Here is a 24,346-nt window from a genome sequence, read left to right on the forward strand (position 1 = left end):
CGGCCTCACTCAGACCCAGTAGGAGACGCGGGCACGGTAGTTCCGCATCGCGATCAGCGCCAGTCCCCAGCCCACGACGGTGAACGCGCCGACGACCACCCAGTGGTGCCAGTCCTGCACGTGGCCGAGCATGGGGGCGCGGACGATCTCCACGTAGTGGTAGATGGGGTTCAGCTCGGCGATCAGCATGCGCCACCCGCCGTCGTCGCCCGCTTCGGCGTTGGTGACCTTGTTGAGCACGCCGACGTGCCACACGATCGGCGTCATGAAGAAGATCAGGTTGATGAAGCTGCTGATCACCGGCGGGATGTCGCGGAAGCGGGTGCTGATGATGCCGAACAGCAGCGCGACCCACACCGCGTTGACCACGACGAGGGCGAGGCCGGGGATGGCCAGCAGCACCGTCCACGACAGGCCGGGCTGGACGACCTTGTCGCCTTCCATCTGGTAGCTCTCGGTCAGCGTCGGGAAGAAGATCGCGACGACGACCAGGTACACGACCAGGTTGTGGAAGAGGAACAGCGTCTGGCGCCACACCATGCGCAGCACGTGCACCGTGATGGGCGCGGGCAGGTGCTTGATCAGGCCCTCGTTGGCGATGAAGACCTCGGTGCCCTCGGTGACCACGCCGAGGACGAAGTGCCAGATGATGAACCCCGCCGTGACGTACGGCAGGAACGTGCCCAGCTCCTGGTTGAACAGCTGGGAGTAGAGCAGGCCGAGCGCGAGCGCCGTCGTGCCCATGGAGATCGTGATCCACAGCGGGCCGATGACCGACCGGCGGTACCGCTGCTTGATGTCCTGCCACCCCAGGTGGCCCCACAGCTCCCGCTGCCGCCAGGCGTCGCGCACGTCGCCGAACGCGCGCGCGAAGGTGCGCGAGTTGGGTGCCAGGGGAGCGGGGGGTCGCTCGACCGTACTGGTGGGTTGCACGAGTAAGGAGACTACCGGCGACGGGGTGGTGACCCTGTCGCCGGGCTGTCACGGTGCGGTCACCCCTGCTGCGGAGCCCCCGGCACCCCGGTCACCTTCATGATCACCTGTTCGTGATCGTACGTGTACCCGCAGTAGTCGAACTCGATCCCGGTGCGCGCGACGTACTCGGTCCACGCCTTGTGCTCGTGGTCCCGCCAGCCCGGGTAGTTGAAGTACTCGTCGAAGACGATCACGCTGCCGGGCACCAGCCGGGGGCCGACGAGGTCCAGCACGGTCCTGGTCGACGAGTACAGGTCGCAGTCGACGTGCAGGAACGACACCGGGCCGGCGTGCTCCTCGAGGAAGCCGGGCAGGGTGTCGTCGAACCAGCCGACGACCAGCTCCGCGCCGTCCACGTCGGGCAGGCCGTCCATGCCGAACAGGCCGGCCGGGAAGCCGTTGCGCCAGTCCTCGGGCAGGCCCTCGAACGAGTCGAAGCCGTACACGTCGCGGCCGTCGAACGCGGTGGCGATCAGCTTCAGCGTGCCGCCGGTGTAGACGCCGAACTCCAGCGCCATGCCCTCGGCCGAGACCAGGCCGAGGGCGTGCTCGAGCGTGGTGTGCGGGTGGCCGAAGTGCGGCGCGGTGGGCAGGTGCTCCCGGATGAACCGGGCGCTCTCCTTGGCCGCTTCCTGCTCACCGGCGAACACCAGGTCGCGCCGGGCCCTGATCTCGTACTGGATCGTCGCGTCGACCGCGCGGTCCGCCTGTCTGCGCAGCTCCTCCACCTGGTCCTGGAGCCGGGCGATCCGCTCGGCCTGCTCGCGGTGGTAGGGGCGGACCGCGTCGTCGATGACCCGCAGGATCTTGCCGCGCACGCGCTTGCGGACCTCTTCGACGATCGGGCTGTGCCGGACTTTGTCGAGCACCTGTCGGCTCCTCTCGCGGGTGTGGCGGTGAACACGGTCGGGCAGCGCGGTGCCCGTTGTCCAGCCCCGCGACCTCAACGCCGCACCGGAACGTTACAAGTACTGACCAGTGCCCCGGATGTGCGGACCGCCCTCGTGATCGGCGGCGCCCGACCCGGCGGGCAGGGCGCGGCCGCGCATCTGCTCCAACTGGACGCGGGCTGCCATCTGCTGGGCGAACAGGGCCGTCTGGATGCCGTGGAACAGGCCCTCCAACCAGCCCACGAGCTGCGCCTGGGCGATCCGGAGCTCCGCGTCGGACGGGGTGCCCTCCTCGGTGAACGGCAGGGAAAGCCGCTCCAGCTCGTCGCGCAGCTCCGGCGCGAGGCCGTCCTCCAGCTCGTCGATGGACCGCTTGTGGATCTCCTTGAGGCGGTTGCGGCTGGCCTCGTCGAGCGGAGCCGCGCGCACCTCCTCCAGCAGCTGCTTGATCATCGTGCCGATGCGCATGACCTTCGCCGGCTGCTCGACCAGGTCGGTCACGTCCTGACCGCCCGCGTCGTCGCCGGACGGCACCCGCGCGGTCCCCACCGGCGTGCCGTCCGGGCCGACCACGACCACGTGCCGCTCGTTCTCCAGCTGATCATCTCGGGGTGCCTCGCTCATGCGTCCCATCCTGGCCCGATCGGATGGCGGACGCCGAACCGGGTCACAGATCGGGTGGCAAACCCCCGGCCCCTGCTGTCGCTCCCGCCGACGTCCTCCGTACGGTGTGCGGCATGGCGTTCGACGTCGCCCGGGTCCGTGGGCTGTTCCCCGCGCTCGGCGACGGCTGGGTTCATCTGGACGCTCCTGCGGGGATGCAAGTACCCGAACAGGTGGCCACGGCCGTCTCCACCGCGCTGCGCGCACCCGTCTCCGGGCCGGGTGGCATCTTCCCCGCCTCGCAACGCGCCGAGGCGATCGTCGACGCGGCCAGGCGCGCGGTGGCCGACCTCGTGGGCGCCGACCCGGCGGGCGTCGTGCTCGGGCCGAGCTCCGCCGTGCTGCTGCAACGGCTGGCCGACGCGCTGTCGGAGGGCTGGTTCCTCGGCGACGAGGTCGTGGTGTCGCGGCTGGATCACCCGGGCAACATCGCGCCGTGGCAGCGGGCCGCGCAGCGCACCGGCAGCGTGGTGCGGTGGGCCGAGGTCGACATCGAGACGTGCGAGCTGCCTGCCTGGCAGTACGACGACCTGGTCACGCCCAAGTGCAAGCTGGTCGCCGTGACGGCCGCGTCCGGCTCCGTCGGCACCCGCCCGGACCTGCGCAAGATCGCCGAGGCCGCCCGCCGCACCGACGCGCTGGTCGTGGTGGACGCCTCCTCGGCCGCGCCGTTCGTGCCGCTCGACATCACGTCGATGGACGCCGACGTGGTGGCGGTGTCGGCGAACAACTGGGGCGGGCCGCCGGTCGGCGCGCTGGTGTTCCGCGACCCGGCGATGCTCGACCTGCTGCCGTCGGTCGCCGTCGAGCCGGGCGCGCGGGGTCCCGAACGCCTGGAACTGGGCCCGCACGCCTACCCGCTGCTGGCCGGTCTGGTCGCGTCCGTCGAGTACCTGGCCGGTCTGGACGACGCCGCGGTGGGCCCGCGACGCGAGCGCGTGCTCACGTCGTTGAGCTCGGTGAAGGCGTACCAAGCCGGACTTCTGGCTAATCTCATCAACGAACTGCGATCGCTCCGTCACGTCATGGTGATCGGCGACGCCATGCGGCGGGTGCCCGCGCTGGCGTTCACGGTGGCCGGCGTGAAGGCGACCGACGGCGTCGAGCACCTGTCCGAGCGCGGCGTGTGCGCGTTCGCCGACTCGGGGCAGCACGGCGTGTTCTCGGTGCTGGGCGTCGGCGAGGTCGGCGGGGCGATCCGCGTCGGCCTGGCGCACTACACGAACGCGGTGGAAGTGGACGAGCTCGTGCGGGCGGTCGCCGAGCTGGCGTGAGACCGGGGGGCTGGGTGGACGACCTGCTGTCACGGGAGCTCGCCGACCTCGCCGCACTGCACCGGCTGGCGCCCCTGATGTCGGAGTACCTGCCCACCACGGCGCACGAACTGCGGCCCGCCGCGCTCGCGGCCGTGGTGGACGAGGTGCTGCTCGGGTCGCGGACCGTGCTGGTGGAGTGCGGGTGCGGCGCGTCGTCGGTGGTGCTGGCCCGGCTGCTCGCGCGGCGCGGGTTCGGGCACCTGCTGTCGGTGGAGCACGACGAGCGGACGGCGGCGTTCGTGGCCAGCCAGCTGCGCCGGGAAGGCCTCGGCCACGTGGCGCGCGTCGTCCACGCCCCGCTCACCCCGCACCCGGCGGCGCTCGGCAACGCCCAGTGGTACCACCCGCAGCTCGTGCACGACGAGGTGTCGGCGTACGTGGAGCGCTACGGCCTGGTCGACCTGCTGCTGGTGGACGGCCCGCTGCTGGGTGACGCGCGCTACCCGGCGCTGCCCGTGCTGCGCGGCGTGCTCGCGCCCGGCGCGGCGGTCCTGGTGGACGACGCCGAACGCCCCGGCGAGCAGACCGTGCTGGTGCGGTGGGCCGAGGAGTTCGCGCTGCGGTTCCGGACGACGCCTCGGACTTTCTTGGCTACGGCGACGGCGTTGGACTGAAGTTGCGGCGGCGAGAAGTGGTGAAAGATTAAAAGCCTTAAAAGCATGTCCTCGCCGGACGGGCAGATCAGCAGGATGACGGCCCGTTCGGTGGTTCTGCGCCGGGTCCGTTGTGGGTCCGGGTTTCGTGTCATCCCACCGACCTCCCTCCGGGCTACCACACGCGTCAAGGGGGCGGTTCCGGCCCATTGTTCCTGTTGGGTGGGGATGTGCCCCCTTGACCCGTGCGGTAGGGCTCTGCCAGGTCGGCGGGATGACACGAAGCCCTCCTTTGAGAGAAGAACCGGTCAGCGGACGGGAGCGGCGGACCCGGCGCGGGCGGCGTGGGCCGTGTGACTATGGGTTGGGTGTCGGCTTTCGCTTTCCCAAACGAGGGGTTCGTGTCATCCCGCCGACCTGGCTTTGCCCTACCGCGCGTGTCAAGGGGGCTGTGCGTCCTTTGCCCGGTCGTTCACTGATGTCCGCCCCCTTGATACGTGTGGTAGCCCGGAGGGAGGTCGGTGGGATGACACGGAGCCCGGACCAACGACGGACCCGGAACAGGACCGCCAAACCAGGGGTCATCCTGCTGATCTGCCCGTCCGGCGAGGACGCTTTTAATCTTTTGGAGCATTCGCGCTCAGACGGATCAGACGGGTAGGACGAATCAGGTATCAGACGGTCAGCACCAGCTTGCCGAATACCGCACCGCCCTCCAAAGCCCGGTGGGCGTCGGCGGCACGGGCGATCGGCAGCACGTCGTGCACGACGGGCTTGACCTGGCCGGACGCGATCAGCGGCCACAAGTGCTCCCGCACCTCGGCCACGACGCGACCCTTCCCGCTCGGCCCGTCCACGGGCCGGAACCGCAGGCCCGTCGCGGTCACGCTGCCCCGCTTGGACAGCAGCTTGCCGATGTTCAGCTCGCCCTTCACCCCGCCCTGCATCCCGATGATCACCAGCCGGCCGTCCGGCGCGAGGACGTCCACGTTGCGGCCCAGGTAGGCCGCGCCCATGTTGTCCAGCACCACGTCCGCCCGACCGACCTCGGCCACGAAGTCCTGCTCGCGGTAGTCCACCAGGACGTCCGCGCCCAGCTCGGCGCACCGCCGCAACCGCTCCGCCGACCCCGCCGTGACGGCCACGCGCGCGCCGAGCGCCTTGGCGACCTGGATGGCGTGCGTGCCGATGCCACCCGCGCCACCGTGCACGAGGAACGTCTCACCGCCGCGCAGACCGGCGACCATCACCACGTTCGACCACACCGTGCACGCCACCTCCGGCAGCGACGCCGCCGTCACCAAGTCGACGCCCGCCGGCAGCGGCAGGAGCTGGGCGGCCGGGACGACGACCCGCTCCGCGTAGCCACCACCGGCCAGCAGCGCGCACACCTCGTCACCGACCCGCCAGCCCGTGACGCCGTCGCCGAGCGCCGCGACCGTGCCCGAGCACTCCAGCCCCAGCACGTCCGACGTGCCCTCCGGCGGCGGGTAGTGGCCCTGGCGTTGCAGCAGGTCGGCCCGGTTCACCGCGGTCGCGGCCACGTCCAGCAGCACCTCGCCGGGCCCCGGTGCGGGATCACGAACCTCCGCCCAATCCAGCACGTCCGGACCGCCTGGTTCACGAATGGTGATCGCGCGCATGGCCCGACGGTAATCCGGTCGCACGCCGGACGCGCGGTCGCCACCATCGACCGGCATGGACCACTGGCCGTTGCACGACCTGGTGCTGCGCACCCCGCGCCTCGAACTGCGCCCCGACGACGACGAGAGCCTGACCGAGCTCGTCGACCTGGCCCTCGACGGCGTCCACCCGCCCGACCGGATGCCGTTCGGCGTGGCGTGGACCGACGCCCCGCGCGAGCGGCTCGGCATCAACACCCTCCAGCACTACTGGCACGTGCGCTCCACGCTCTCGCCGCAGCGGTGGACGGTGAACTTCATCGTGCGCCTGGACGGCCGCGTGGTCGGCCAGCAGTCGCTCGGCGCCGACGACTTCCCGGTCCTGCGCGAGGTCACCAGCGGCTCGTGGGTCGGGCTGCGGCACCAAGGGCGCGGCATCGGCACGGAGATGCGCGCCGCCGTGCTGGCGTTCGCGTTCGACCACCTCGGCGCGGTGGCGGCGCGGTCGAGCGCGTTCGACGACAACCTCGCCTCGCACGGTGTGAGCCGCCGGCTCGGCTACCGGCCGGACGGCACGTTCGCCCAGGTCAGGCGCGGCGAACCGGCGCGGCAGACCCGCCTGCTGGTCACCCCGGGCACGTTCCGGCGACCCGACTGGGCCCTGGCGGTGACCGGCGTCACGCCGTGCTTGCCCCTGCTCACGGGCTGCGAACCCACCGAGTGACGGATTGCGCTCGTCGCGGCGGCTTGTGAGGGTTCGGCATCCGAGTGAAGGGGAACTCGATCATGTCAGCAAGAACCGGGATCCGACGCGCGGCGATCCTCGCGGCGTCCGCCTCCCTCGCACTGGTCGCCGTTCCGGCCGTCAACGCCGCGTCGGCTTCGACGCTCGACGGGCCGAGGTCGGCCGAGAACCTGACCAGGAACGTCACCGCGGAAGGGGTCAACCGCCACCTGATCGCCTTCCAGCGCATCGCCGACCGCAACGGCGGCAACCGCGCCGCGGGCACGTCCGGCTACGACGCCAGCGTCGACTACGTCGCGGGCAAGCTGCGCGGCGCGGGCTTCCACGTGACCACGCCGGAGTTCACCTACCCGGTGCAGATCACCGACGCCGCGATCGCGAAGGTCGGCTCGACCACCTACGAGAACATCCCGCTCGAGTTCTCGCCGCAGACGCCCGTCGGCGGCGTCACCGGCCCGCTGCGGGTCGTGCCCGAGGACGCGACCCCGGGCTGCGAGGCGAGCGACTTCGCCGGGCAGGACTTCACCGGCGGCATCGCCCTGATCCGCCGCGGCTCGTGCACGTTCGACGTCAAGCACCGCAACGCGGCCGCCGCGGGCGCCATCGCGGTGATCATCTCCAACAACCGCGAGGGCACGCTGGCGGGTGTCACGCTCGGCGCCCCGGGCGTCGTGCCCACCGGTGGCGTCACCCAGGCCGACGGCAACGCGCTGGCCCAGCTCGGCGGCCAGGCCGTGACCGTCGACCTGCGCTACCACGAGGAGGACCGCGTCTCGCGCAACGTGATCGCGCAGACGAAGACGGGCCGCACGGACAACGTCGTGATGGCGGGCGCCCACCTCGACAGCGTCGAGAACGGCGCGGGCATCAACGACAACGGCACCGGTTCCGCGGGCCTGCTGGAGACCGCGCTGAAGCTCGGCGGCTCGCCGAAGGTCAACAACGCGGTCCGGTTCGGCTGGTGGGGCGCGGAGGAGCTCGGCCTGGTCGGCTCGACGAAGTACGTGCAGTCGCTGACGTTCGAGCAGCAGCTCGACATCGCGCTGTACCTGAACTTCGACATGATCGGCTCGCCCAACGCGGCGTACTTCGTCTACGACGGCGACGACTCCGACGGCGTCGGCGCGGGCGCGGGCCCGTACGGCTCCGCGCAGATCGAGCAGGCGTTCGTGGAGTACCTGACGGTGGCGAAGGGCGTGCAGACCGAGGGCACCGACTTCACCGGCCGCTCGGACTACGGCGAGTTCATCCTCCAGGGCATCCCGGCCGGTGGTCTGTTCACCGGCGCCGAGGGCGTCAAGACCGAGGCGCAGGCGGCGAAGTGGGGTGGCACGGCCGGTGTCGCCTACGACCCGAACTACCACGGCTCCGGTGACACCCTGGGCAACGTGGACCGCGTCGCCCTCGACCGCAACTCCGACGCGTTGGCGTGGGTGACGGCCTCGTACGCGATCAGCACGGAGAGCGTGAACGGCGTGCCGGCGCGGTCGGAGCGCGCTGCGGCGCGTGCGGCGTCCACGCGTTCGCTGCACGTGGAGGAGCACCACCACTCGCACGCCGACGTGGCGTAGGTCACAGCCGAGCGGGTAACGGAGACCGGTCTCCCCCACGGGAGGCCGGTCTCTTCTCGTCCACCCGGGAGTGTCCACAAACGACGAACGGGTGCGTCGGTGATCGACGTCGGTTAGGTTGCGGCCACCCGAATCCACCACTCAGGGGGCTGGTCTTGACTCTCTCGAAGCGCGTGGTCGCGCGAAGATCCCTTGCCTTCGTCGCGGCGCTCGCGGTCACCGCGACCCTGTCCGCCGCCGCCGCCCGGGCCCAGGACCCCGGGACGTCGCCGGCCGCGGCCGAGCCGGTCCTCACGACCTCCAGCCCCGAAGCGCCACCGGTCCAGGCCCAGCCGGCCACCGCCCAGCCGACCGGAGCGCAGCAAGCAGCCGCGCCCGCGGCCTCGTCGCCGACGGCCGCCGCCGCGAAGCTCGCCATCTCGGCCACCGTCGGCGCGGGCCCGTTCCTCGTCGGCGAGCAGATCCCGGTCGAGGTGACGCTCTCCAACACCGGTGACGCCGACGCCACCGGCGTGAAGGCCGACGGGTACTCGAGCTCCGGGTCCACCTTCTTCATCCAGTCCTCCGAGTGGGGCGACCTGGCCCTTTCCGGCCCCGGCGTCATCCTGCCCGCCGGGCGGCAGCGCGTCCTCACCGTCCGCGGCGAGGTCCAGGGCTGGAGCGGCGCGCCGGTGGCGAAGTTCTCCATCTGGCAGGGCAACGCCTCGGTCACCGAGGTCGAGCTGCCGCTCCCGGTCCGCGACCCGTCCTCCGCCGCGGACACCCTGGCCGGCCTCGTCTACGGCGACCGCAACGACAACGGCGCGCCGGACGCCGGCGAGGCCCTCCAGGGCGTCCGGGTGACCGCCACCACGAACGGCCCGCCGTGGACGAGGCTGGAAGCGACCACCGGCGCCGACGGCCGGTTCCGGTTCGCGGACCTCCCGGTGCAGGTCTACGGGCTGTACACGGACAACGCGCCGGACGGCTGGGTCATCGAGCAGCCGAACTCCTCCGTCGCGGTGGACGGGAGCGGTTCGGCCGCGAACCTGCTGCTGCGCGGTCAGCGCCCGCTGACCGACTACCTGTCCGCGGCCATGCGGTTCACGCAGGACGTCTACCGGGTCGGTGACCGGGCCGAGGTCGCGGTGACGCTGACCAACATCGGCACCGCGGACCTGACCGGGATCAAGGCCGACTGCCAGCGGGCCAACGACGGAGGGCCTGAGCTGCGCGACCTCGCCCTTGGCGACCTGGGTTGGGGCACGTCGGGTGTGACGGTGCCCGCGGGCCAGTCCCGCGCGTTCACCATCGTCGGCAGCGTCTCCGAGGTGGCGGCCGAGTACGGCGCGGTGGACCACCGCTGCGAGTTCGGTCCCGGTGAGAGCCGCCGCGAGGGTGTCCCGCAGGCCTACGCCCTAGCCAAGGTGCCCGGCCCGGCCGTGACGCTGCGCATGGCCTTCTTCGAGGACCGCGACGGCGACGGGATCGGCGAGACGGGCCGCATGCTCACCGGCGCGGCGATCATCCTGAGGGACGCGGTCACGGGCGAGGTCGCGGCCCAGGCCCGGACCGACGCGCAGGGGCGCGTGCGCTTCGAGAACCTGCCCTCCGGGCCGTACAAGGTGCGCGTCTACGGCGCCTGGAAGCAAGGCGGCTACGACGCTGTCGTGTTCGCGGGCACGTGCCGGAGCTGCCAGGAAGAGCTGTGGACGGGTGCCGTGCCCGCCCCGGACGTGACGAACACGCGTCGTACCGGCGGGTGACCCGGCGCACCGCCTGACCTGGTGATCCGACCCTTGTCCCGCCCGGCGGGACAGGGGTCGGGCAGCACGCGCGGTGACCGGGTCGACGGGGGTCAACCCCACGGTGGTGGTGTCAGGGGTCTCAGCGTCGGCTACCGTACGACCGTGGACAAGACTGACGGTCAGGACTACACCGACCGGCTCGCGCGCCTGCAGAACCTGCCCTGGAAGCGTGTCCTGAACGTCCAGGCCCCGTACCGGTGGAACGTGCGCCGCATCTTCGGCGAGCGGGAGGTGCTCGACGTCGGCTGCGGCATCGGGCGCAACCTCAAGCACCTGGAACCCAACGGCGTCGGCGTCGACCACAACCCCCACTCCGTGCAGACCTGCCGGGACATGGGGCTGACCGCGTTCACCACGGACGAGTTCTTCGAGACCGAGTACGCCAAGCCCGGCCGCTTCGGCGGCATCCTGGCCGCGCACCTGGTCGAGCACATGCCGCGCCCGGAAGCCGTGGAGATCCTGCGCGGCTACGTCGACTTCCTCGCGCCGGGCGGCCTGCTGGTGCTCATCTGCCCCCAGGAGCGCGGTTACGCGTCGGACCCCACCCACGTGGCGTTCACCGACCTCGACGGCCTCGCGGACGTGACCTCCCAGCTCGGGCTGGTCGAGCGCGACCGCATGTCCTTCCCGTTCCCCAGGGCTGCCGGGAAAGTGTTCACCTACAACGAATTCGTGCACGTCGCGGTGAAGCCGGAGAACTGAGAAGCCGACCGCATTTCACTTTCGGCTGTCGTACCCCTGAGGTAGTGTCCGGCCCGTTCGGTCGAGTCGGGGGCTCGTCCCACAGGGGGGTCGCGCTGTGCGCTGCCGACGTCCGCGTGTCTCTGTCACGGACTGGCTGGTAGACCGACGCCTTCCATTCGTCTTGCAGTCAGGAAAGAGGATCATGCGTCGTTCCGCAGCGCTGCTGGTCGCCACCGCGGCGACCGCCGCCGTGGTGGCGGTCGCGGCTCCGGCCACCGCCGAGCCCGCGTCCGTCCACAATGGAGACCAGGTCGCCCGGGCCGAGCTGTCGCTCGACCGCGCCGGCCGTTCCGCCCGCCCGTACGGCACGAAGGCGACCGAGGCCAACGGTCAGGAGGCCGGCGCCGAGGAGTACCTGGGCACGCGGTTCATCCCGTCCGCGCCCAGACGGATCCTGGACACCCGCAGCGGCCTCGGCCGCGGCGGCAGCACCGCGCCGGTCGGCCCGGGCGGCAGCATCGTGGTGCCCGTCACCGACGCCCCGGTGTACACCCTGGCGGTCGTGCTGAACGTGACCGGCACGTCACCGACCGGGAACACGTACGTGACCGTGTGGGAGGGTGGCGCCGACATCCCCCGGCCGGAGGTGTCGACCCTGAACCTGGTGCCCGGTGAGACCCGCGCCAACTCGGTCACCACCTGGGTGTCGATCGACAACACGATCAGCATCTACAACAACGCGGGCAGCACGCACCTGATCGCCGACATCGCGGGCTACTACGTCCACGACAACCCGGGCGTCGCGATCACCCCCGCTCGGTACTTCGCCACCGGCCCGACCCGCGTGTACGACTCGCGCAACACCGGCGGCGCGTTCTACGGCGGCGAGTCCCGCTCGGTCGACTTCAGCTCCTACGGCGTGCCGGCCGGCTCGACCGCGGTGGCGCTGAACGTCACCGGTGTCGACGCGACCGCGAGCACCTACGTGACCGCGTGGCCGTCCGGTTCGTCCAGGCCGACCGCGTCCAGCCTCAACGTCGTGCCCGGCGGTGCCACCCCCAACGGCGTGACCGTCGCGCTCGGCGCGGACCGCAAGGTCAACCTGTACAACAACGCCGGCTCCGTTCACCTGATCGTGGACATCACCGGGTACTACCTGCCCACCGACAACGGCGGCGCGGACTTCTACCCCGTCACCCCCGGTCGCGCGTACGACACCCGGTGGGAGGGCGAGCCCGGGCCGATCTGGCCGAGCCAGGCGATCACGCTGTACTTCGACGACCCGAACCTGTTCCCGGGCAACAGCCTGCTGCTGAACCTGACCGGCACCGAGCCGACCGACAACACCTACATCACGCCGTTCCCGGCGGGCCAGAGCCGGCCCGGCACCTCGGCGCTGAACCTGGCGCCCGGCCAGACCGCGCCGAACATGGCCACGGTCCGCCTCGGCAGCTTCGAGACGGGCGGCAGCGTCTACCCCGCGCACCAGTACTACAACAACTCCGGCTACACGCACCTGGTCATCGACGTGTTCGGCATCTTCGCCTGATCACGGCGCCCGCCGGGTGAGCACCCGGCACGGCGGCAGGACGTGCGGGGTCCCGACCACCGGGGCCTCGCACGTCCGTCTTCCAGGGGCCTTCCGGCGGCCGTGCCGCGGCGAGCGACCGCCCGCCGCCGACGCCCGTCGGCTAGGCTCCTGCACCGAGGTAGCGTGCCCGAGCGGCCTAAGGGACACGTCTTGAAAACGTGCGAGGGTTGATCCCCTCCGTGGGTTCAAATCCCACCGCTACCGCGCTCCACGCGCCCTCACGCCCCTCACCGGGCGTGGGGGCGCTGCCGCGTCACGCGCCGGTCACCCGTCCACGTCCCGCAGGTGGGTGATGATCCGGTCGAACACCTTGGCCACCACCGCCTGCTCGTCGCGCGAGAGCAGGTCGATCATGTGCTCGCGCACGCCCTCGACGTGGGTCGGCGCGGACGTCTCCAGCAGCGCCATGCCCTCGTCGGTCAGCTCGGCGAACACGCCGCGACCGTCCTCGGGGCACTCCCGCCTGCTCAGCAGCCCTTCCCGCTCCATCCGCGCCACCTGGTGCGACACCCGGCTCTTGGACGACGCCACCTCGTCCGCGAGCTGCGACATCCGCATCCGCCGCCCCGGCCGCTCCGACAGGCGCACGAGCACCTCGTAGTCGGCCAACGACACGCCGTGCCCGTCCTGCAGCTCCCGGTGCAGGCGGTCGGCGAGCATCGAGGCCCCGACCACGTAGTTGCGCCAGGCGCGCATCTCCCCATCGTCGAGCCAACGCGGCTCCTGCTCAGTCACCCCACAAGGTTAGGCCGCACATATCCGTTAACGGACGATCCACCGACATGTCTGGTGCAGGTCAGCTCCGCCAGGCAAACTCCTGCGCCGTACCGCGCCCTCCTACCGGGGCGCCGCAGGGAGGAACCCACCCCATGACCTCGTTCAGACGCACCGCGCGGCGATCCGGCGCGCTCGCGGTCACCGCGGCGGCAGCGCTGGCGGTCACGCTGGCGCAGAGCCCCGCGACGGCCGACAAGGACGACCGCCCGGCGCGCACCGTCGACGTCCGCCTGATCGGCATCAACGACCTGCACGGCAACATCGAGCCGCCCTCGGGCTCCTCGGGCCGCGTCACGCTGTCGGACGGCACGCAGGTCGAAGCGGGTGGCGCCGCGTTCAACGCGACCCACATCCGCAACCTCCAGGCCGAGGTGCGCAACTCGGTGATCGTCGGCCAGGGCGACCTGATCGGCGCGTCCCCGATCGTGTCGGCGCTGTTCCACGACGAGCCGACGATCGAGGTCCTCAACCGGGTCGGCATGGACACGACCGCGGCGGGCAACCACGAGTTCGACGAGGGCTACCAGGAGCTGCTGCGCATGCAGCGCGGCGGGTGCCACCCGGTCGACGGCTGCCAGTTCCGCGAGACCTACGAGGGCGCGGACTTCCCGATCCTCGGCGCGAACGTGACGCTGGCGAAGAACGACCGGCCCGCGCTGCCGCCGTTCTGGGTGGAGTTCCGCGACGGCGTCCCGATCGGGTTCATCGGCATGCCGCTGAAGGACGTGCCGATCCTGGTCGACCCGAACGGGATCAAGGAGCTGGAGTTCGGCGACGAGGTCGCCGCCGCCAACCGGTACGCCGACCTGCTCAACTGGCTCGGCGTGAAGTCGATCGTGCTGCTGATCCACCAGGGCGACAACACCTCGGGCGGCGGCCCGGACGAGTGCCGCACGGTCGCGGGCGGCCCCGGCCGCAAGATCGCCGAGCAGGTCAGCCCGAAGATCGACGCGGTGTTCTCCGGCCACAGCCACCAGCACTACAACTGCACGGTCACCGACCCGGCGGGCAACCCGCGCCCGTTCATCGAGGGCCTGGCGTTCGGCCGCGAGCTGTCCGTGGTCGACCTCAAGATCGACAAGCGGACCCGCGAGGTCGTCCGCTCGGCCACCGTCGCCCGCAACCACGTGGTGACCAGGAACGTCACCCCGGACCCCGAGGTGCAGGCGATCATCGACCTGGCCAAGTCGAAGTCCGGCCCGATCGCCAACCGCCCGATCGGCACCATCGCCCAGGACATCCTGCGCGCGCAGAACCCGGCGGGCGAGTCCGCGCTCGGCAACCTGATCGCCGACTCCCAGCTGGCCGCCACCGCGGGCAACGGCGCGGTGCTCGCGCTGATGAACCCGGGCGGCGTGCGCGCCGACCTCACCCACGCCTCGTCGCCCGCGGGCGAGGGCAACGGCGTGGTGACCTACGGCGAGGCGTTCACCGTGCAGCCGTTCGGCAACATCCTGCAGACGGTCACGTTGACCGGCGCGCAGCTCAAGGCGGCGCTGGAGCAGCAGTGGCAGGTCGTCAACGGCCAGCAGCGGCAGATCGTGCTGCAGCCGTCCAAGGGCCTGACCTACACGTGGTCGGCGTCCGCGCCGATCGGGTCCAAGGTGTCGGACATCGTCCTCAACGGGACGCCGTTGGACCCGGCCGCGAGCTACCGGGTCACGATCAACAGCTTCCTGCAGGGCGGCGGTGACGGCTTCAGCGCGTTCACCGCGGGCACGGAGATCACCGGTGGCGGCATCGACCTGGACGGCTTCACGGCCTACCTGACCGCCAACCCGAACACCGTTCCGCCGGCCCTCGGCCGCATCACCACCACCCCGTGATGCACGCGCTGTGAGCGGGCACCCCGGCGCCCGCTCACAGCGCGCAACCACTGTCCCGCTGAGCCGGATGAATCTCATTTCACCAGTTCAGGGGCTTCTCCTCGAGTTGTGCATCGGGCCGAAGAGGCGCATGCTCGACACAGGACCTGCCACCGGCGGAACCCGAGCTGACCCGCCGGCGGCACGCCCGGAAGGGGTAGGTGGTGCGGTGCAGGTAAGTCCTCGCGGTGACGAGCCGCGTTCGAGCCGCAACCCCGCGGGCGGAGCGGTCATGAGACCGGCCCGATCGCGAACGTGAGCGGCTCCGACGGGGTTTCGAGCGCACGGCGCCACCGGCGCCATCGCCGCGCTTGACGATGTTGACCCGGTAGGTCATCAGGGCGCCGTCTCCACCGTCGGCGCCGACCGCGGTCCACGCCGACCCCGTCACGCAGGTTTCGTCACTTCCACATGGGAAAACCCGGGTGCGGTGCCCCGACGTCGGGCTCCGCACCCGGGGCTTGTCTTGTCCGGGTCGGCTTCGGGTTTGTCTGGGAGGACGCGCGGTGCAGTTCAACGAGAACGCCGAGCTGGACACGTCACAGGTCTCCGACCAACGCGGTGTCGGCGGCCGGGTCGCCCTCGGTGGCGGCGGGCTGGGGATCGTCGGCTTGATCCTGTACTTCGTGCTGTCCCAGATCGGCGGCGGCGTGCAGCTGCCGTCCGGATCGGGGTTCTCCGACGTGGGCCAGGGGCAGCAGGTGGGCTCCGAGGCCATCAAGGAGAAGTGCCGGACCGGCGCGGACGCCAACCGCGAGTCCGACTGCCGCGCGGTCGCGTTCATCAACTCGATCCAGGCCTACTGGGGCGACCAGTTCGCCCGATCGGGTCGCACCTACCAGCCCGCGCAGACGAACTTCTTCTCCGGCGGCGTGTCGACCCGGTGCGGCAACGCGACGTCCGCCGTGGGGCCGTTCTACTGCCCGGCGGACGCGCAGGTGTACATCGACCTCGGGTTCTTCCAGGAGATGCAGCAGAAGTTCGGCGCCACGGGCGGTCCGTTCGTCGAGGCGTACATCCTGGCCCACGAGTACGGCCACCACGTCCAGCACCTGCTCGGCACGTCCGACCGGGTCGGCTCGGGGTCCGGGCCGACGTCCGGCTCGGTGCGGCTGGAGCTGCAGGCCGACTGCTACGCGGGCGCCTGGGCCAACCACGCGGAGACCGTGCCGACGGCCTCCGGTCAACCGCTGATCACCGGCGTCACGCAGGACGACGTGAACGCCGCGCTGGACGCCGCGGCCCGCATCGGCGACGACTTCATCCAGGGCGAGCTGGGCGGCGGCAAGGTCGACACGACCAAGTTCACCCACGGCACGTCGGCGCAGCGCCAGAAGTGGTACACGACCGGCTACGAGACCGGCGACCCGGCCCGCTGCAACACCTTCGACACCGACAACCTGGGCTGAAGCTGCGTTGGATTGCCCCTGCTCCGCAGATGGCGGCTCGGTCGCCGGGAAGTCGGCCGCTCGCGCCTGATTTCCCGACGATCGAAAAGCGTGATCGCCGGGAAATGAGTCGCGAACGACCGACGCGACCTCGCGGAGGGGTGCCAGGGGTTGACCGGCTAGGGCTAACGACCGACGCGACCTCGCGGAGGGTGTCAGGGTTGACCGGCTAGGGCTTTCGAGCACCGTGCCAGCAGGGCGCGGAGGGTTTCCCGCTCCGCCGCGCTGAACTCGTCGGCCAGTCGCCGCTCGACGGCGGACGCCCGCTCGTCGGCCACCTCGAACGCCGCGCGCCCCGCCTCGGTCAGCCGCGTCTCCAGCACGTTGCGGTGAACCTCGTGCGGCACCCGGGCGATCAGCTCGGCCGCCTCCAGGTTGCGCAGGATCGTGGTCATCGTCTGCGGCGTCACGCGGCAGCGCCGGGCCAGCTCGGCGGCCGACACGCCGGGGTGGTCGTTGAGCACCAGCAGCGCCGCGTACTGGGCCACGGTCAGCCCGGCCGGCCGCACGGCCTGCTGCTTCACCAGCATCAGCTCGTGCTCGACCCGCTTGATGTCGCCGCCAAGGCGCTCCTCGACCGGCATGCCCATGCCCCGATCGTAAAGTGCGTTGACGGATATCAGAGCTCTGATCTAACTTCGTGCACGTACTCACACAAGTGGACGGAGCATTATGCGTTTCCTGATGGTTCTCGTGCTGGTCGTCCTCACCGCCACCCCGGCCGCCGCCACGGCCGCGCCGGGCGTGATCACCGGCCGGTCCGCCGCGCTGCACCCCGAGGGCATCGCCTGGGACCCGCTGCGGCACACGTTCCTGCTCGGCTCGATCCGGCGCGGCACCGTCGAGGTCGTCCGCGACGGCACCACGAAGACCCTGATCAGCGACCCCCGGATGGTGTCGACGTTCGGCGTGCACGTGGTCGGCGACCGCGTCTACGTCGCGTACGGCGACATGGGCCTCGGCGCCCGGTCCACCCCGGACACCACCTACCGGGCCTCCGGGCTCGGCGTGTTCGACCTCGCCACGGGACGGCCGGTGCACGTGGTCGACCTGGCGATCGGCCCCGGCCGGCACAGCGCCAACGACGTCGCCGTCGACCACGCGGGCAACGCCTACGTCACCGACCCCGCCTCCGACGCGCTGTACCGGGTCGACCGCGACGGCCGCGCCGCGGTGTTCGCCCGGGACCCGCGGTTCGGCAGCGACACCATCGGCCTGAACGGGATCGTCTGGCACCCCAGGGGTTTCGCGCTCGCCGTCCGCTACGACACGGGCGCGTTGTTCAAGATCACCCGATCGGGTCGGGTCTCGGAGGTCGCCCTCGACCGGCCGCTGGTCGGCGGCGACGGCATGGACCTGCGCCCGGACGGCACGCTCGCCGTGGTCACCAACTCCCTCGGCGCGCCGGGCGAAGCGGCCGTCAGCGTGCTGCGGTCGGCCGACGACTGGGGCGCCGCCCGCACCGCCCACCGGGTCGCGCCGTGGGGCGACGACGAGCCGACCACGATCGCCCGTTCGCCGCACGGCAGCTACGTGGTCGACGGCGACCTCGGCGTGCTGGTCGGCGGCACGGGGCTGTCGGACGCGCACACCTTGCGGAAGTTCCGCGAAAGCCGGGCACGGCACGGCGGCGAAGCGGTAGCTTCCGGCCTGATCGTGTAAGGGCCCTGCCCGGCGGCGGCTCGGGGGACGTCGGCAACCCGCGGTGGGCAAGGACCTACTTACGGGGGACACCCGATGTCCGGCACCACCAGCACGGGGCGAATCGTGCGGGCGGTCACGGCGGGCGCGCTGGCGCTCGCCGTGGCGCTCGGCGGACCGGTCGCGTCAGCGCAGGAAACCACGACCACGGCACCCACCACGACCGCGCCGTCCGAGCCGCCGACGGAAACACCCGTCGAGCCGCCGACGACCACGACGACCACCACCGAGCCGCCGGTGGAGACCTCGTCGCCGCCCGCCGAGCCCGATCCCACCACCGCGCCGGCCGAACCCGAGCCGGCGCCACCGGCCGTGCCGCGGGCCGAAGCGGCGCCCGTGCCGCGGGCCGACCTGAAGGTCTCGCTGGCCTTCGACCGCGCCGAGTACCCGCCGGACTCCGACATCGGCCTCACCGTCACGGTCCGCAACGCCGGGGCCGCGCCCGCGGTCGACGTCCGGTTCACCCACGGGGGCGACCTGCGGATCACGACGGGCGCGACGGAGCTGCGCCGCGTCCCCGGCGCGACCATCGCGCCAGGCGAGGCGAAGACCTACCGGCTCGTCGGCCGCCAGCAGATCCCGCTCTACGACCGCGTCGAGTACTCGGTGACCGCGCACACGGGCCCGCAGACGCTGCCGGACATGGACCCGACGCCGGAGGACAACACCGGCCGGGCCGCCACCCGCGTGCCGCTGACCTGGGGTTCGGCCCGCGGCGTGCTCTACCGCGACGCCGACGGCGACGGCGCGTTCGACGAGGGCGAGGGCGTGGCGGACGCGCCGGTCTACGCCGACGGCGGCCTGCCCACGACGTGGCTGAGCGGCCGCACGGACGCCACCGGCCGGTTCACCTTCGGCGGCGAGGTGCCCACCGGCCGCTACCGCGCCTCCCTGATCGAGCACGGCAACCCGTTCGTCATCGCGCCGGGCCACGCCGAGTTCACCGTCGAGCAGGGCGTCACCACCGAACTCGCGCTGCCGATGACCTCACCGGTCCTGGAAGTGCTCCGGCCGAAGCTGGAGTTCGACCGCGAGTCCTACCGGCCCACCGACCCGGTCGGCATCGACGTGACCCTCACCAACACCGGCGCGACCGCGTTGACCGGGGTCGTCGCGGTGTGCGATGAGGAGCCGGACGAGGGTCGGCTGACCGGCAACGGCCCCGGGTGGGCCGCGCTGAGCCCGGACGGACCCGGCGTCACGCTCGCCGCCGGCGAGACGAAGGTGCTCAGGGTCACCGACACCGTGCCCGCGGACGCGGCGGCCGTCGGCCGGATCGGCGTCGCCTGCAACTTCGGCAACAGCGGTCGCAGCACCGCGGGTTACATCGGCTCGTCCGACTTCGCCGAGGTCGGCTCGTTCGGCGCGGTCGAGGGCACGCTGAGGCACGGCGACGGGCGACCGCTGGACGGCGTGCGGCTCGTGGCGCTGCAGCGCGGCGGCCTGCCGGTCGCCGAGGCCCGGTCGCACGACGGCGGCGCGTTCTCCTTCGCCAAGCTGCCGGCGGGCCGCACGGAGGTCCTGGTGCTCGGCGAGTACCGGGACGAGGCCACCGGCGAGGGCTGGTTCACCGTCGACGTGGTCGCCGACACGACCACGCGGGTGGAGTTCGTGGTGGTGGCCGGGCCCGAGGTCGTCGAACCGGTCGAGGTGGACCGGCTCGAGGTGACGGCGTCGTTCGACAAGGCGGCCTACGACATCGCCGAGCCCGTGACGGCCCGGATCAAGGTCACCAACACGGGCGTCGGGGCGAGCATCCCGGTCCGGTACGTGCCGGAGTGGGTGCCGTCCACGATGACCCACGACTTCGACCAGTGGGGCCCGCTGTACCCGTACGCGAACCCGACCAAGGGCCTGTACCTGTGGCCGGGCGAGTCCTACGAGGTCACGGTGGTCGGCGAGCCGCGGCCCTGGATCGGCGACCTGGTCTCGCTCAAGGGCCGGATCACCTTCGGCACGCGCGGCGCGTCCGTGCCGCTCGACCTGTCCGCTCCGGTGAGCCACGCCGCGGGCGGCGCCACCGTCCTGGTCTACGGCGACGCCAACGCCAACGGCGCGTTCGACCAGGGCGAGGCGCTGCCGAACCAGACCGTGACCGTCGAGGGCGGCATCCCGACGACGTTCCACGAAGGCATCACCGACGCCGCCGGCCGCTACCGGATCGAGGGCGCCCCGGCCGGCAACTACCGGGTCCGCGTCTGGCACTCCTCCCGCTGGGCGCCGCCGATCGACTTCTACGACCGGTTCACCGTCACCGGCGGCGGCGACACGACGTTCGAGGTCGGCCTGGTCCGGCCCGCGAACACGCTGACCGCCGTGATCGCCTGGGACAAGGCCGAGTACCGGCCCGACGAGCGGCCCAGGCTGAACGTCACGATCACCAACAACGGCCTGGCCGACCTCACCGTGCACGCGGTGTGCGGCGGCACCGGCACGCCGTACCAGATCGAGAACGGCGAGGAGTGGGGTCCGCTGAGCGAGCTCGGTTACGGCGTCCCGGTCGCCGCCCGCAGGTCGTGGTCGACCACGGTGGAGGAGACCATGCCCGTCGGGTCGCCCGACCACGGGCTGATCACGGCCACGTGCGCCTTCGGCACGCGTGACGCCGACGGCCGGTTCCGCGAGCTGGCGCCGATCGCCAGGGCGAAGGCCAGGGTGCCGGGCGCGGTGTGGACCACGACCGGCCGGGTGGTCGAGTGCTGCGGGAGGCAGTGGGTCGGCGTGCCGGACGTGACCGTGGTCCTGCTCGACCCCGACACGAACGAGACCGCGGCCCGCGCCACGGCCGACGCCCACGGCATGCTCACGTTCCCCGATCTGGCCGTCGGCCACTACACGCCGGTGGTCCTCGGTCCGTGGCAGGTGGTCCCGTTCCACGAGGGCCCGCTGTTCGCGGCGGTCCGCGGTGCGACGGAACCCCAGCTGATCGCGGTCAAGCCGGGACCGGTGGTCGTCGACCCGGACGCCACCGCACCGGGTGACACCCCGGCCGGTGGCGGCGGTCCGCCGCGGGACGCCCTGGCGACCACCGGCGCGAGCGTGCTCGGGCTCGGGGTGGTCGGCTTGGTGCTGCTGGCGTTCGGCATCGGCGCCCGGGCGCTGGGGCGGCGCACGACGTAGCCCTCCCAAACCCCTGGCGGGCGGGGCGCCGTGTCGCGATCACCACACCGCGCCCCGCCGGACGCGGTGTTAGCGTCGCTGGCGAACCGCGAGAACCAGGGAGAGTGGCCGTGACGACGGTGGAGGCGATCGTCGTCGTCCTGGCCGGCGTGTTCGCCGGTGGGATCAACACGGTGGTGGGCTCCGGCACCCTGGTGACGTTCCCCGTGCTGCTGGCCGTCGGCTACCCGCCGGTGGTGGCCAACGTGTCCAACAGCCTCGGCCTGGTGCCCGGCTCGCTCAGCGGCGCGTGGGGCTACCGGCGCGAGCTGACCGGGCAGGCGGGCCGGGTGAAGCGGCTGCTGCCCGCCTCGGTGCTGGGCGCCGTGGTCGGCGCGATCCTGCTCGTGGTGCTGCCGGAGGACGCGTTCTCCGCGATCGTCCCGGTGCTGATCGCCATCGCGCTGGTGCTGGTGGTCGCCCAGCCGTGGCTCAACCGCAAGCTCGCCGAGCGGGAGCGGCACGAGCACGGCGGCGTGGCGCTGTGGATCGGCGTGTTCTTCGCGGGCATCTACGGCGGCTACTTCGGCGCGGCGCAGGGCGTGCTGGTGATGGGCCTGATGGGCGTGCTGATGAGCGAGCACATCCAGCGGATGAACGCGCTGAAGAACGTGCTGACCGCGTTCGTGAACCTGGTCGCGGGCGTGCTGTTCATCTTCATCGCCGACGTGGCGTGGCTCGCCGTGCTGCTGCTGGCGGTCGGCTCGGTCGTCGGCGGGCAGCTCGGCGCGAAGGTCGGCCGCCGACTCCCACCGACCGCGCTGCGCGCGGTGATCGTGGTGGTGGGAGTCGTGGCCATCGCTCAGATCCTCACCCGCTGAACGGCTCAGCCGGCGAAGGACCGGGCAGCCTTCAGGAACGCGTCGTTCTCCTCGGGCTCGCCGATCGTGACGCGCGCGCCGTCACCGACGAACGCCCGCACGACCACCTTGTGCGCCAGGCAGTGCTCGTTGAACGCCGCGGTCCGCTCGCCCAGCGGCAGCCACACGAAGTTCGCCTGCGACTCGGGCACCTCGAACCCGGCGGCCAGCAGCTCGCCGCGCACCCTGGCCCGCTCGGCCACGATCGCCCGGCACCGCGCCATCAGCTCGGCCTCGGCGTCCAGCGACGCCAGCGCCGCGACCTGGGCCAGGGCGTTCACGCTGAACGGCACGTAGACCTTGCGCAGCGTCTCGGCCACCGCGGGCGACGCCACCGCGTACCCGACGCGCAGCCCGGCCAGCCCGTACGCCTTGGAGAACGTGCGCAGCACCGCCACGTTGTCCCGGCCCGCGGCCCACTGCGCCTTGGCCAGCTCCACGCCGTCGGGCACGTCGGGGTCGTCGACGAACTCCTTGTACGCCTCGTCGACCACCACCAGCACGTCGGACGGCACCCGCTCGATGAACCGCTCGATCTCCGCCCTGCGCAACGCCGTCCCGGTCGGGTTGTTGGGGTTGCACACGAACACCAGGCGGGTCGCCGGGGTGATCGCGTCGGCCATCGCGTCGAGGTCGAGCCCGTGGCCCGGCGTCAGCGGCACCCGGGTCTGCCGCGCGCCGACGACCGCGGTGATGATCGGGTACGCCTCGAACGAGCGCCACGGGAACAGCGCCTCGTCGGCCTCGGTGCACGTCGCCTGCACCAGTTGCTGGCACAACGTCACCGAGCCGCAGCCGACGGCCACCTGCTCCGCGGGCACGCCGAGCTTGTCCGCCAGGCGCGCCACGAGCTCGGTCGCGGCGGTGTCCGGGTAGCGGTTCACGGCGGTGGCGGCGTCCGCGATCGCCCGCACCACGCTGGGCAGCGGTCCGGCCGAGACCTCGTTGCTGGCCAGCTTGATCGCGCCGGGGATCGTCTTGCCGGGCACGTATCCGGGCAGCGCAACGAGGTCGGCACGGGTTCGCACGGTCATCCAAGGACTCCCTTCGGGGTTCTGAGCCGGACGTTATCCGGTGAAAGACCCGGATGGGGCATACCTGCCGTACGGATGCTCACGTTGACTGCCGTTCACCCCCTCGTGGAAGGGTTGGGCCATGACTCCTACCCGCACCGAGACGCTCTCCCTCACCGACGGCCGCGAGCTGCGGCTGACCGTCGCCGAGCCGGAGAACGCCGTCCGCGGCGGCCTGGTCGTGCTGCACGAGGCGCGCGGCGTGACCGACACCGTCCGCGGGTTGGTGAGCGGACTCGCCGCCGAGGGGTGGTTGGCGGTCGCGCCCCACCTCTACGACGAGGTGTCCGGCGACGAGGCGCCGGCGATGGTGAGCGGGTTGTCCGGCGACGCCGTGCTGGCCGACACCGACGTCGCGTTCGTCTGGTTGGCCCAGCGGGGCGTCAGCCAGGACCGCATGGGCGTGATGGGCTTCGACCTGGGCGGATCGGTCGCGATGGTGGTTGCGGGAAGCCGAACCGTCGGCGCGGCGGTGACCGTCGGCGGTGGCGGGATCCTGGAACCGCTGGCCGCGGGGCTGCCGTCGCTGGTGGAGGTCGCGGAGGAGCTGACCTGCCCGTGGCTCGGCCTGTACGGCGATGACGACGACGAGATCCCGTTCAGCGACGTGGAGAAGTTGCGCGACGCGGCGGCGGCCGCGCCGGTGGCGACCGACGTGGTCCGGTTCGCCCACACCAGCCACCGGTTCGACACCACGCCGGAGGTCAGCGCCGAGGCGTGGCAGCGCGCGTTGAACTGGTTCGACTCACATCTTCGCTAAGCCTCTGGTCGGCGGCTTGGAACCGAACGGGCTTCCCGGTACATCTAAGGAAGGCGTCCGGAACGCCTGATTTCGGTCGTCGTGGGCTAACGCGCGGCGGGCCCGCGGCGAATCGCAGTGCAGGGGGTAGTGATGAGCGACGGGAACACGGTCCCACTCGCGGGTGCACAGACGGTGCAGATCCCGCCCGGCTTCACGCCGTCCGCGGCGGTCCAGCCCGCGGTCGTGGCGGACGCGCCGGTGGCCGTCGTGCCACCGGTTCCCAC

At 71.9% G+C, this 24,346-nt stretch carries 20 protein-coding genes and 1 tRNA gene; 14 read left to right on the plus strand and 7 right to left on the minus strand.

Going from position 1 to position 24,346, the window contains the following annotated elements; all coding sequences use genetic code 11:
* Positions 1–9: 9 nt before the first annotated feature.
* The 3 genes from wzm to ABTZ99_RS04860 form a co-directional block, all read right to left on the minus strand.
* The gene (gene wzm / locus ABTZ99_RS04850) at positions 10–933 is read right to left on the minus strand and encodes a galactan export ABC transporter permease subunit Wzm/RfbD (RefSeq protein WP_498771070.1); all 924 of its coding nucleotides are present in this window, start codon (positions 931–933) and stop codon (positions 10–12) included.
* A gap of 59 nt (positions 934–992) precedes the next feature.
* Positions 993–1,844, minus strand: coding sequence for a class I SAM-dependent methyltransferase (locus ABTZ99_RS04855; RefSeq protein WP_499608170.1), 852 nt, complete (start codon positions 1,842–1,844; stop codon positions 993–995).
* Positions 1,845–1,937: 93 nt separating this feature from the next.
* Entirely contained in the window at positions 1,938–2,489 is a 552-nt protein-coding gene (locus ABTZ99_RS04860; RefSeq protein WP_498771066.1) for a bacterial proteasome activator family protein, read from the minus strand.
* Between the two features lie 113 nt (positions 2,490–2,602).
* Between ABTZ99_RS04860 and ABTZ99_RS04865 the strand changes: the two genes are divergently transcribed.
* Together ABTZ99_RS04865 and ABTZ99_RS04870 are read left to right on the plus strand one after the other, a co-directional pair.
* Entirely contained in the window at positions 2,603–3,802 is a 1,200-nt protein-coding gene (locus ABTZ99_RS04865) for a cysteine desulfurase-like protein (protein ID WP_498771064.1), read from the plus strand.
* Positions 3,799–4,458 (plus strand): class I SAM-dependent methyltransferase, encoded by a 660-nt coding sequence (locus tag ABTZ99_RS04870; RefSeq protein WP_498771062.1) that lies wholly within the window; start codon positions 3,799–3,801, stop codon positions 4,456–4,458. The genes ABTZ99_RS04865 and ABTZ99_RS04870 overlap by 4 nt, the downstream gene beginning before the upstream one ends.
* A gap of 653 nt (positions 4,459–5,111) precedes the next feature.
* On the opposite strand, the gene ABTZ99_RS04875 is transcribed toward ABTZ99_RS04870, so the two are convergent.
* Positions 5,112–6,080 (minus strand): NAD(P)H-quinone oxidoreductase, encoded by a 969-nt coding sequence (locus ABTZ99_RS04875; protein ID WP_499608173.1) that lies wholly within the window; start codon positions 6,078–6,080, stop codon positions 5,112–5,114.
* A gap of 55 nt (positions 6,081–6,135) precedes the next feature.
* Between ABTZ99_RS04875 and ABTZ99_RS04880 the strand changes: the two genes are divergently transcribed.
* From ABTZ99_RS04880 to ABTZ99_RS04905, 6 genes are all read left to right on the plus strand, one after another.
* Complete coding sequence (locus ABTZ99_RS04880; RefSeq protein ID WP_498781585.1) at positions 6,136–6,783, plus strand: GNAT family N-acetyltransferase; 648 nt, start codon at positions 6,136–6,138, stop codon at positions 6,781–6,783.
* Positions 6,784–6,845: 62 nt separating this feature from the next.
* Complete coding sequence (locus ABTZ99_RS04885; protein ID WP_499608177.1) at positions 6,846–8,375, plus strand: M28 family metallopeptidase; 1,530 nt, start codon at positions 6,846–6,848, stop codon at positions 8,373–8,375.
* A gap of 155 nt (positions 8,376–8,530) precedes the next feature.
* The gene (locus ABTZ99_RS04890) at positions 8,531–10,120 is read left to right on the plus strand and encodes a carboxypeptidase regulatory-like domain-containing protein (protein WP_499608179.1); all 1,590 of its coding nucleotides are present in this window, start codon (positions 8,531–8,533) and stop codon (positions 10,118–10,120) included.
* 144 nt (positions 10,121–10,264) lie between these two features.
* On the plus strand, positions 10,265–10,864 hold the full coding sequence (locus tag ABTZ99_RS04895; protein ID WP_498781589.1) for a class I SAM-dependent methyltransferase: 600 nt from the start codon (positions 10,265–10,267) through the stop codon (positions 10,862–10,864).
* 184 nt (positions 10,865–11,048) lie between these two features.
* The gene (locus ABTZ99_RS04900) at positions 11,049–12,395 is read left to right on the plus strand and encodes a hypothetical protein (protein WP_499608182.1); all 1,347 of its coding nucleotides are present in this window, start codon (positions 11,049–11,051) and stop codon (positions 12,393–12,395) included.
* A gap of 159 nt (positions 12,396–12,554) precedes the next feature.
* Positions 12,555–12,641 (plus strand) — tRNA-Ser (locus ABTZ99_RS04905).
* Between the two features lie 60 nt (positions 12,642–12,701).
* On the opposite strand, the gene ABTZ99_RS04910 is transcribed toward ABTZ99_RS04905, so the two are convergent.
* Positions 12,702–13,172 carry a MarR family winged helix-turn-helix transcriptional regulator gene (locus ABTZ99_RS04910; RefSeq protein WP_499608184.1) on the minus strand — a complete coding sequence of 157 codons (471 nt, stop codon included), beginning with the start codon at positions 13,170–13,172 and terminating at the stop codon, positions 12,702–12,704.
* Positions 13,173–13,306: 134 nt separating this feature from the next.
* Between ABTZ99_RS04910 and ABTZ99_RS04915 the strand changes: the two genes are divergently transcribed.
* Together ABTZ99_RS04915 and ypfJ are read left to right on the plus strand one after the other, a co-directional pair.
* On the plus strand, positions 13,307–15,040 hold the full coding sequence (locus tag ABTZ99_RS04915) for a bifunctional metallophosphatase/5'-nucleotidase (protein WP_498781595.1): 1,734 nt from the start codon (positions 13,307–13,309) through the stop codon (positions 15,038–15,040).
* A 545-nt stretch (positions 15,041–15,585) separates the two neighbouring features.
* On the plus strand, positions 15,586–16,488 hold the full coding sequence (gene ypfJ / locus ABTZ99_RS04920; RefSeq protein ID WP_498781596.1) for a KPN_02809 family neutral zinc metallopeptidase: 903 nt from the start codon (positions 15,586–15,588) through the stop codon (positions 16,486–16,488).
* Between the two features lie 194 nt (positions 16,489–16,682).
* Here ypfJ and ABTZ99_RS04925 read toward each other — a convergent pair whose 3' ends face one another.
* Positions 16,683–17,117 carry a MarR family winged helix-turn-helix transcriptional regulator gene (locus tag ABTZ99_RS04925; protein ID WP_230569328.1) on the minus strand — a complete coding sequence of 145 codons (435 nt, stop codon included), beginning with the start codon at positions 17,115–17,117 and terminating at the stop codon, positions 16,683–16,685.
* Positions 17,118–17,199: 82 nt separating this feature from the next.
* Between ABTZ99_RS04925 and ABTZ99_RS04930 the strand changes: the two genes are divergently transcribed.
* The 3 genes from ABTZ99_RS04930 to ABTZ99_RS04940 all read left to right on the plus strand — a co-directional run bounded on the left by ABTZ99_RS04930 (position 17,200) and on the right by ABTZ99_RS04940 (position 22,208).
* Positions 17,200–18,189: a hypothetical protein gene (locus ABTZ99_RS04930; protein WP_498781600.1), complete on the plus strand. Its 990-nt coding sequence runs from the start codon at positions 17,200–17,202 to the stop codon at positions 18,187–18,189.
* Between the two features lie 75 nt (positions 18,190–18,264).
* The gene (locus ABTZ99_RS04935) at positions 18,265–21,348 is read left to right on the plus strand and encodes a carboxypeptidase-like regulatory domain-containing protein (RefSeq protein WP_499608188.1); all 3,084 of its coding nucleotides are present in this window, start codon (positions 18,265–18,267) and stop codon (positions 21,346–21,348) included.
* A 110-nt stretch (positions 21,349–21,458) separates the two neighbouring features.
* Positions 21,459–22,208 carry a sulfite exporter TauE/SafE family protein gene (locus ABTZ99_RS04940; RefSeq protein WP_498781604.1) on the plus strand — a complete coding sequence of 250 codons (750 nt, stop codon included), beginning with the start codon at positions 21,459–21,461 and terminating at the stop codon, positions 22,206–22,208.
* 5 nt (positions 22,209–22,213) lie between these two features.
* On the opposite strand, the gene hisC is transcribed toward ABTZ99_RS04940, so the two are convergent.
* Entirely contained in the window at positions 22,214–23,281 is a 1,068-nt protein-coding gene (hisC, locus tag ABTZ99_RS04945) for a histidinol-phosphate transaminase (protein ID WP_498781606.1), read from the minus strand.
* Between the two features lie 121 nt (positions 23,282–23,402).
* Between hisC and ABTZ99_RS04950 the strand changes: the two genes are divergently transcribed.
* On the plus strand, positions 23,403–24,080 hold the full coding sequence (locus tag ABTZ99_RS04950) for a dienelactone hydrolase family protein (protein WP_498781607.1): 678 nt from the start codon (positions 23,403–23,405) through the stop codon (positions 24,078–24,080).
* The last annotated feature ends 266 nt before the right edge of the window (positions 24,081–24,346 follow it).

It is taken from the genome of Actinosynnema sp. NPDC002837, assembly GCF_040295345.1.
Classification (GTDB): Bacteria; Actinomycetota; Actinomycetes; order Mycobacteriales; family Pseudonocardiaceae; genus Actinosynnema.

What these genes read in the sequence shown, in the direction of transcription:
- ABTZ99_RS04860 (WP_498771066.1), bottom strand. Translation starts at nt 2,489, where the DNA reads ATGAGCGAGGCACCCCGAGATGATCAGCTGGAGAACGAGCGGCACGTG.
- ABTZ99_RS04865 (WP_498771064.1), top strand. Translation starts at nt 2,603, where the DNA reads ATGGCGTTCGACGTCGCCCGGGTCCGTGGGCTGTTCCCCGCGCTCGGC.
- ABTZ99_RS04875 (WP_499608173.1), bottom strand. Translation starts at nt 6,080, where the DNA reads ATGCGCGCGATCACCATTCGTGAACCAGGCGGTCCGGACGTGCTGGAT.
- ABTZ99_RS04880 (WP_498781585.1), top strand. Translation starts at nt 6,136, where the DNA reads ATGGACCACTGGCCGTTGCACGACCTGGTGCTGCGCACCCCGCGCCTC.
- ABTZ99_RS04885 (WP_499608177.1), top strand. Translation starts at nt 6,846, where the DNA reads ATGTCAGCAAGAACCGGGATCCGACGCGCGGCGATCCTCGCGGCGTCC.
- ABTZ99_RS04900 (WP_499608182.1), top strand. Translation starts at nt 11,049, where the DNA reads ATGCGTCGTTCCGCAGCGCTGCTGGTCGCCACCGCGGCGACCGCCGCC.
- ABTZ99_RS04915 (WP_498781595.1), top strand. Translation starts at nt 13,307, where the DNA reads ATGACCTCGTTCAGACGCACCGCGCGGCGATCCGGCGCGCTCGCGGTC.
- ABTZ99_RS04925 (WP_230569328.1), bottom strand. Translation starts at nt 17,117, where the DNA reads ATGGGCATGCCGGTCGAGGAGCGCCTTGGCGGCGACATCAAGCGGGTC.
- ABTZ99_RS04930 (WP_498781600.1), top strand. Translation starts at nt 17,200, where the DNA reads ATGCGTTTCCTGATGGTTCTCGTGCTGGTCGTCCTCACCGCCACCCCG.
- ABTZ99_RS04935 (WP_499608188.1), top strand. Translation starts at nt 18,265, where the DNA reads ATGTCCGGCACCACCAGCACGGGGCGAATCGTGCGGGCGGTCACGGCG.
- hisC (WP_498781606.1), bottom strand. Translation starts at nt 23,281, where the DNA reads ATGACCGTGCGAACCCGTGCCGACCTCGTTGCGCTGCCCGGATACGTG.
- ABTZ99_RS04950 (WP_498781607.1), top strand. Translation starts at nt 23,403, where the DNA reads ATGACTCCTACCCGCACCGAGACGCTCTCCCTCACCGACGGCCGCGAG.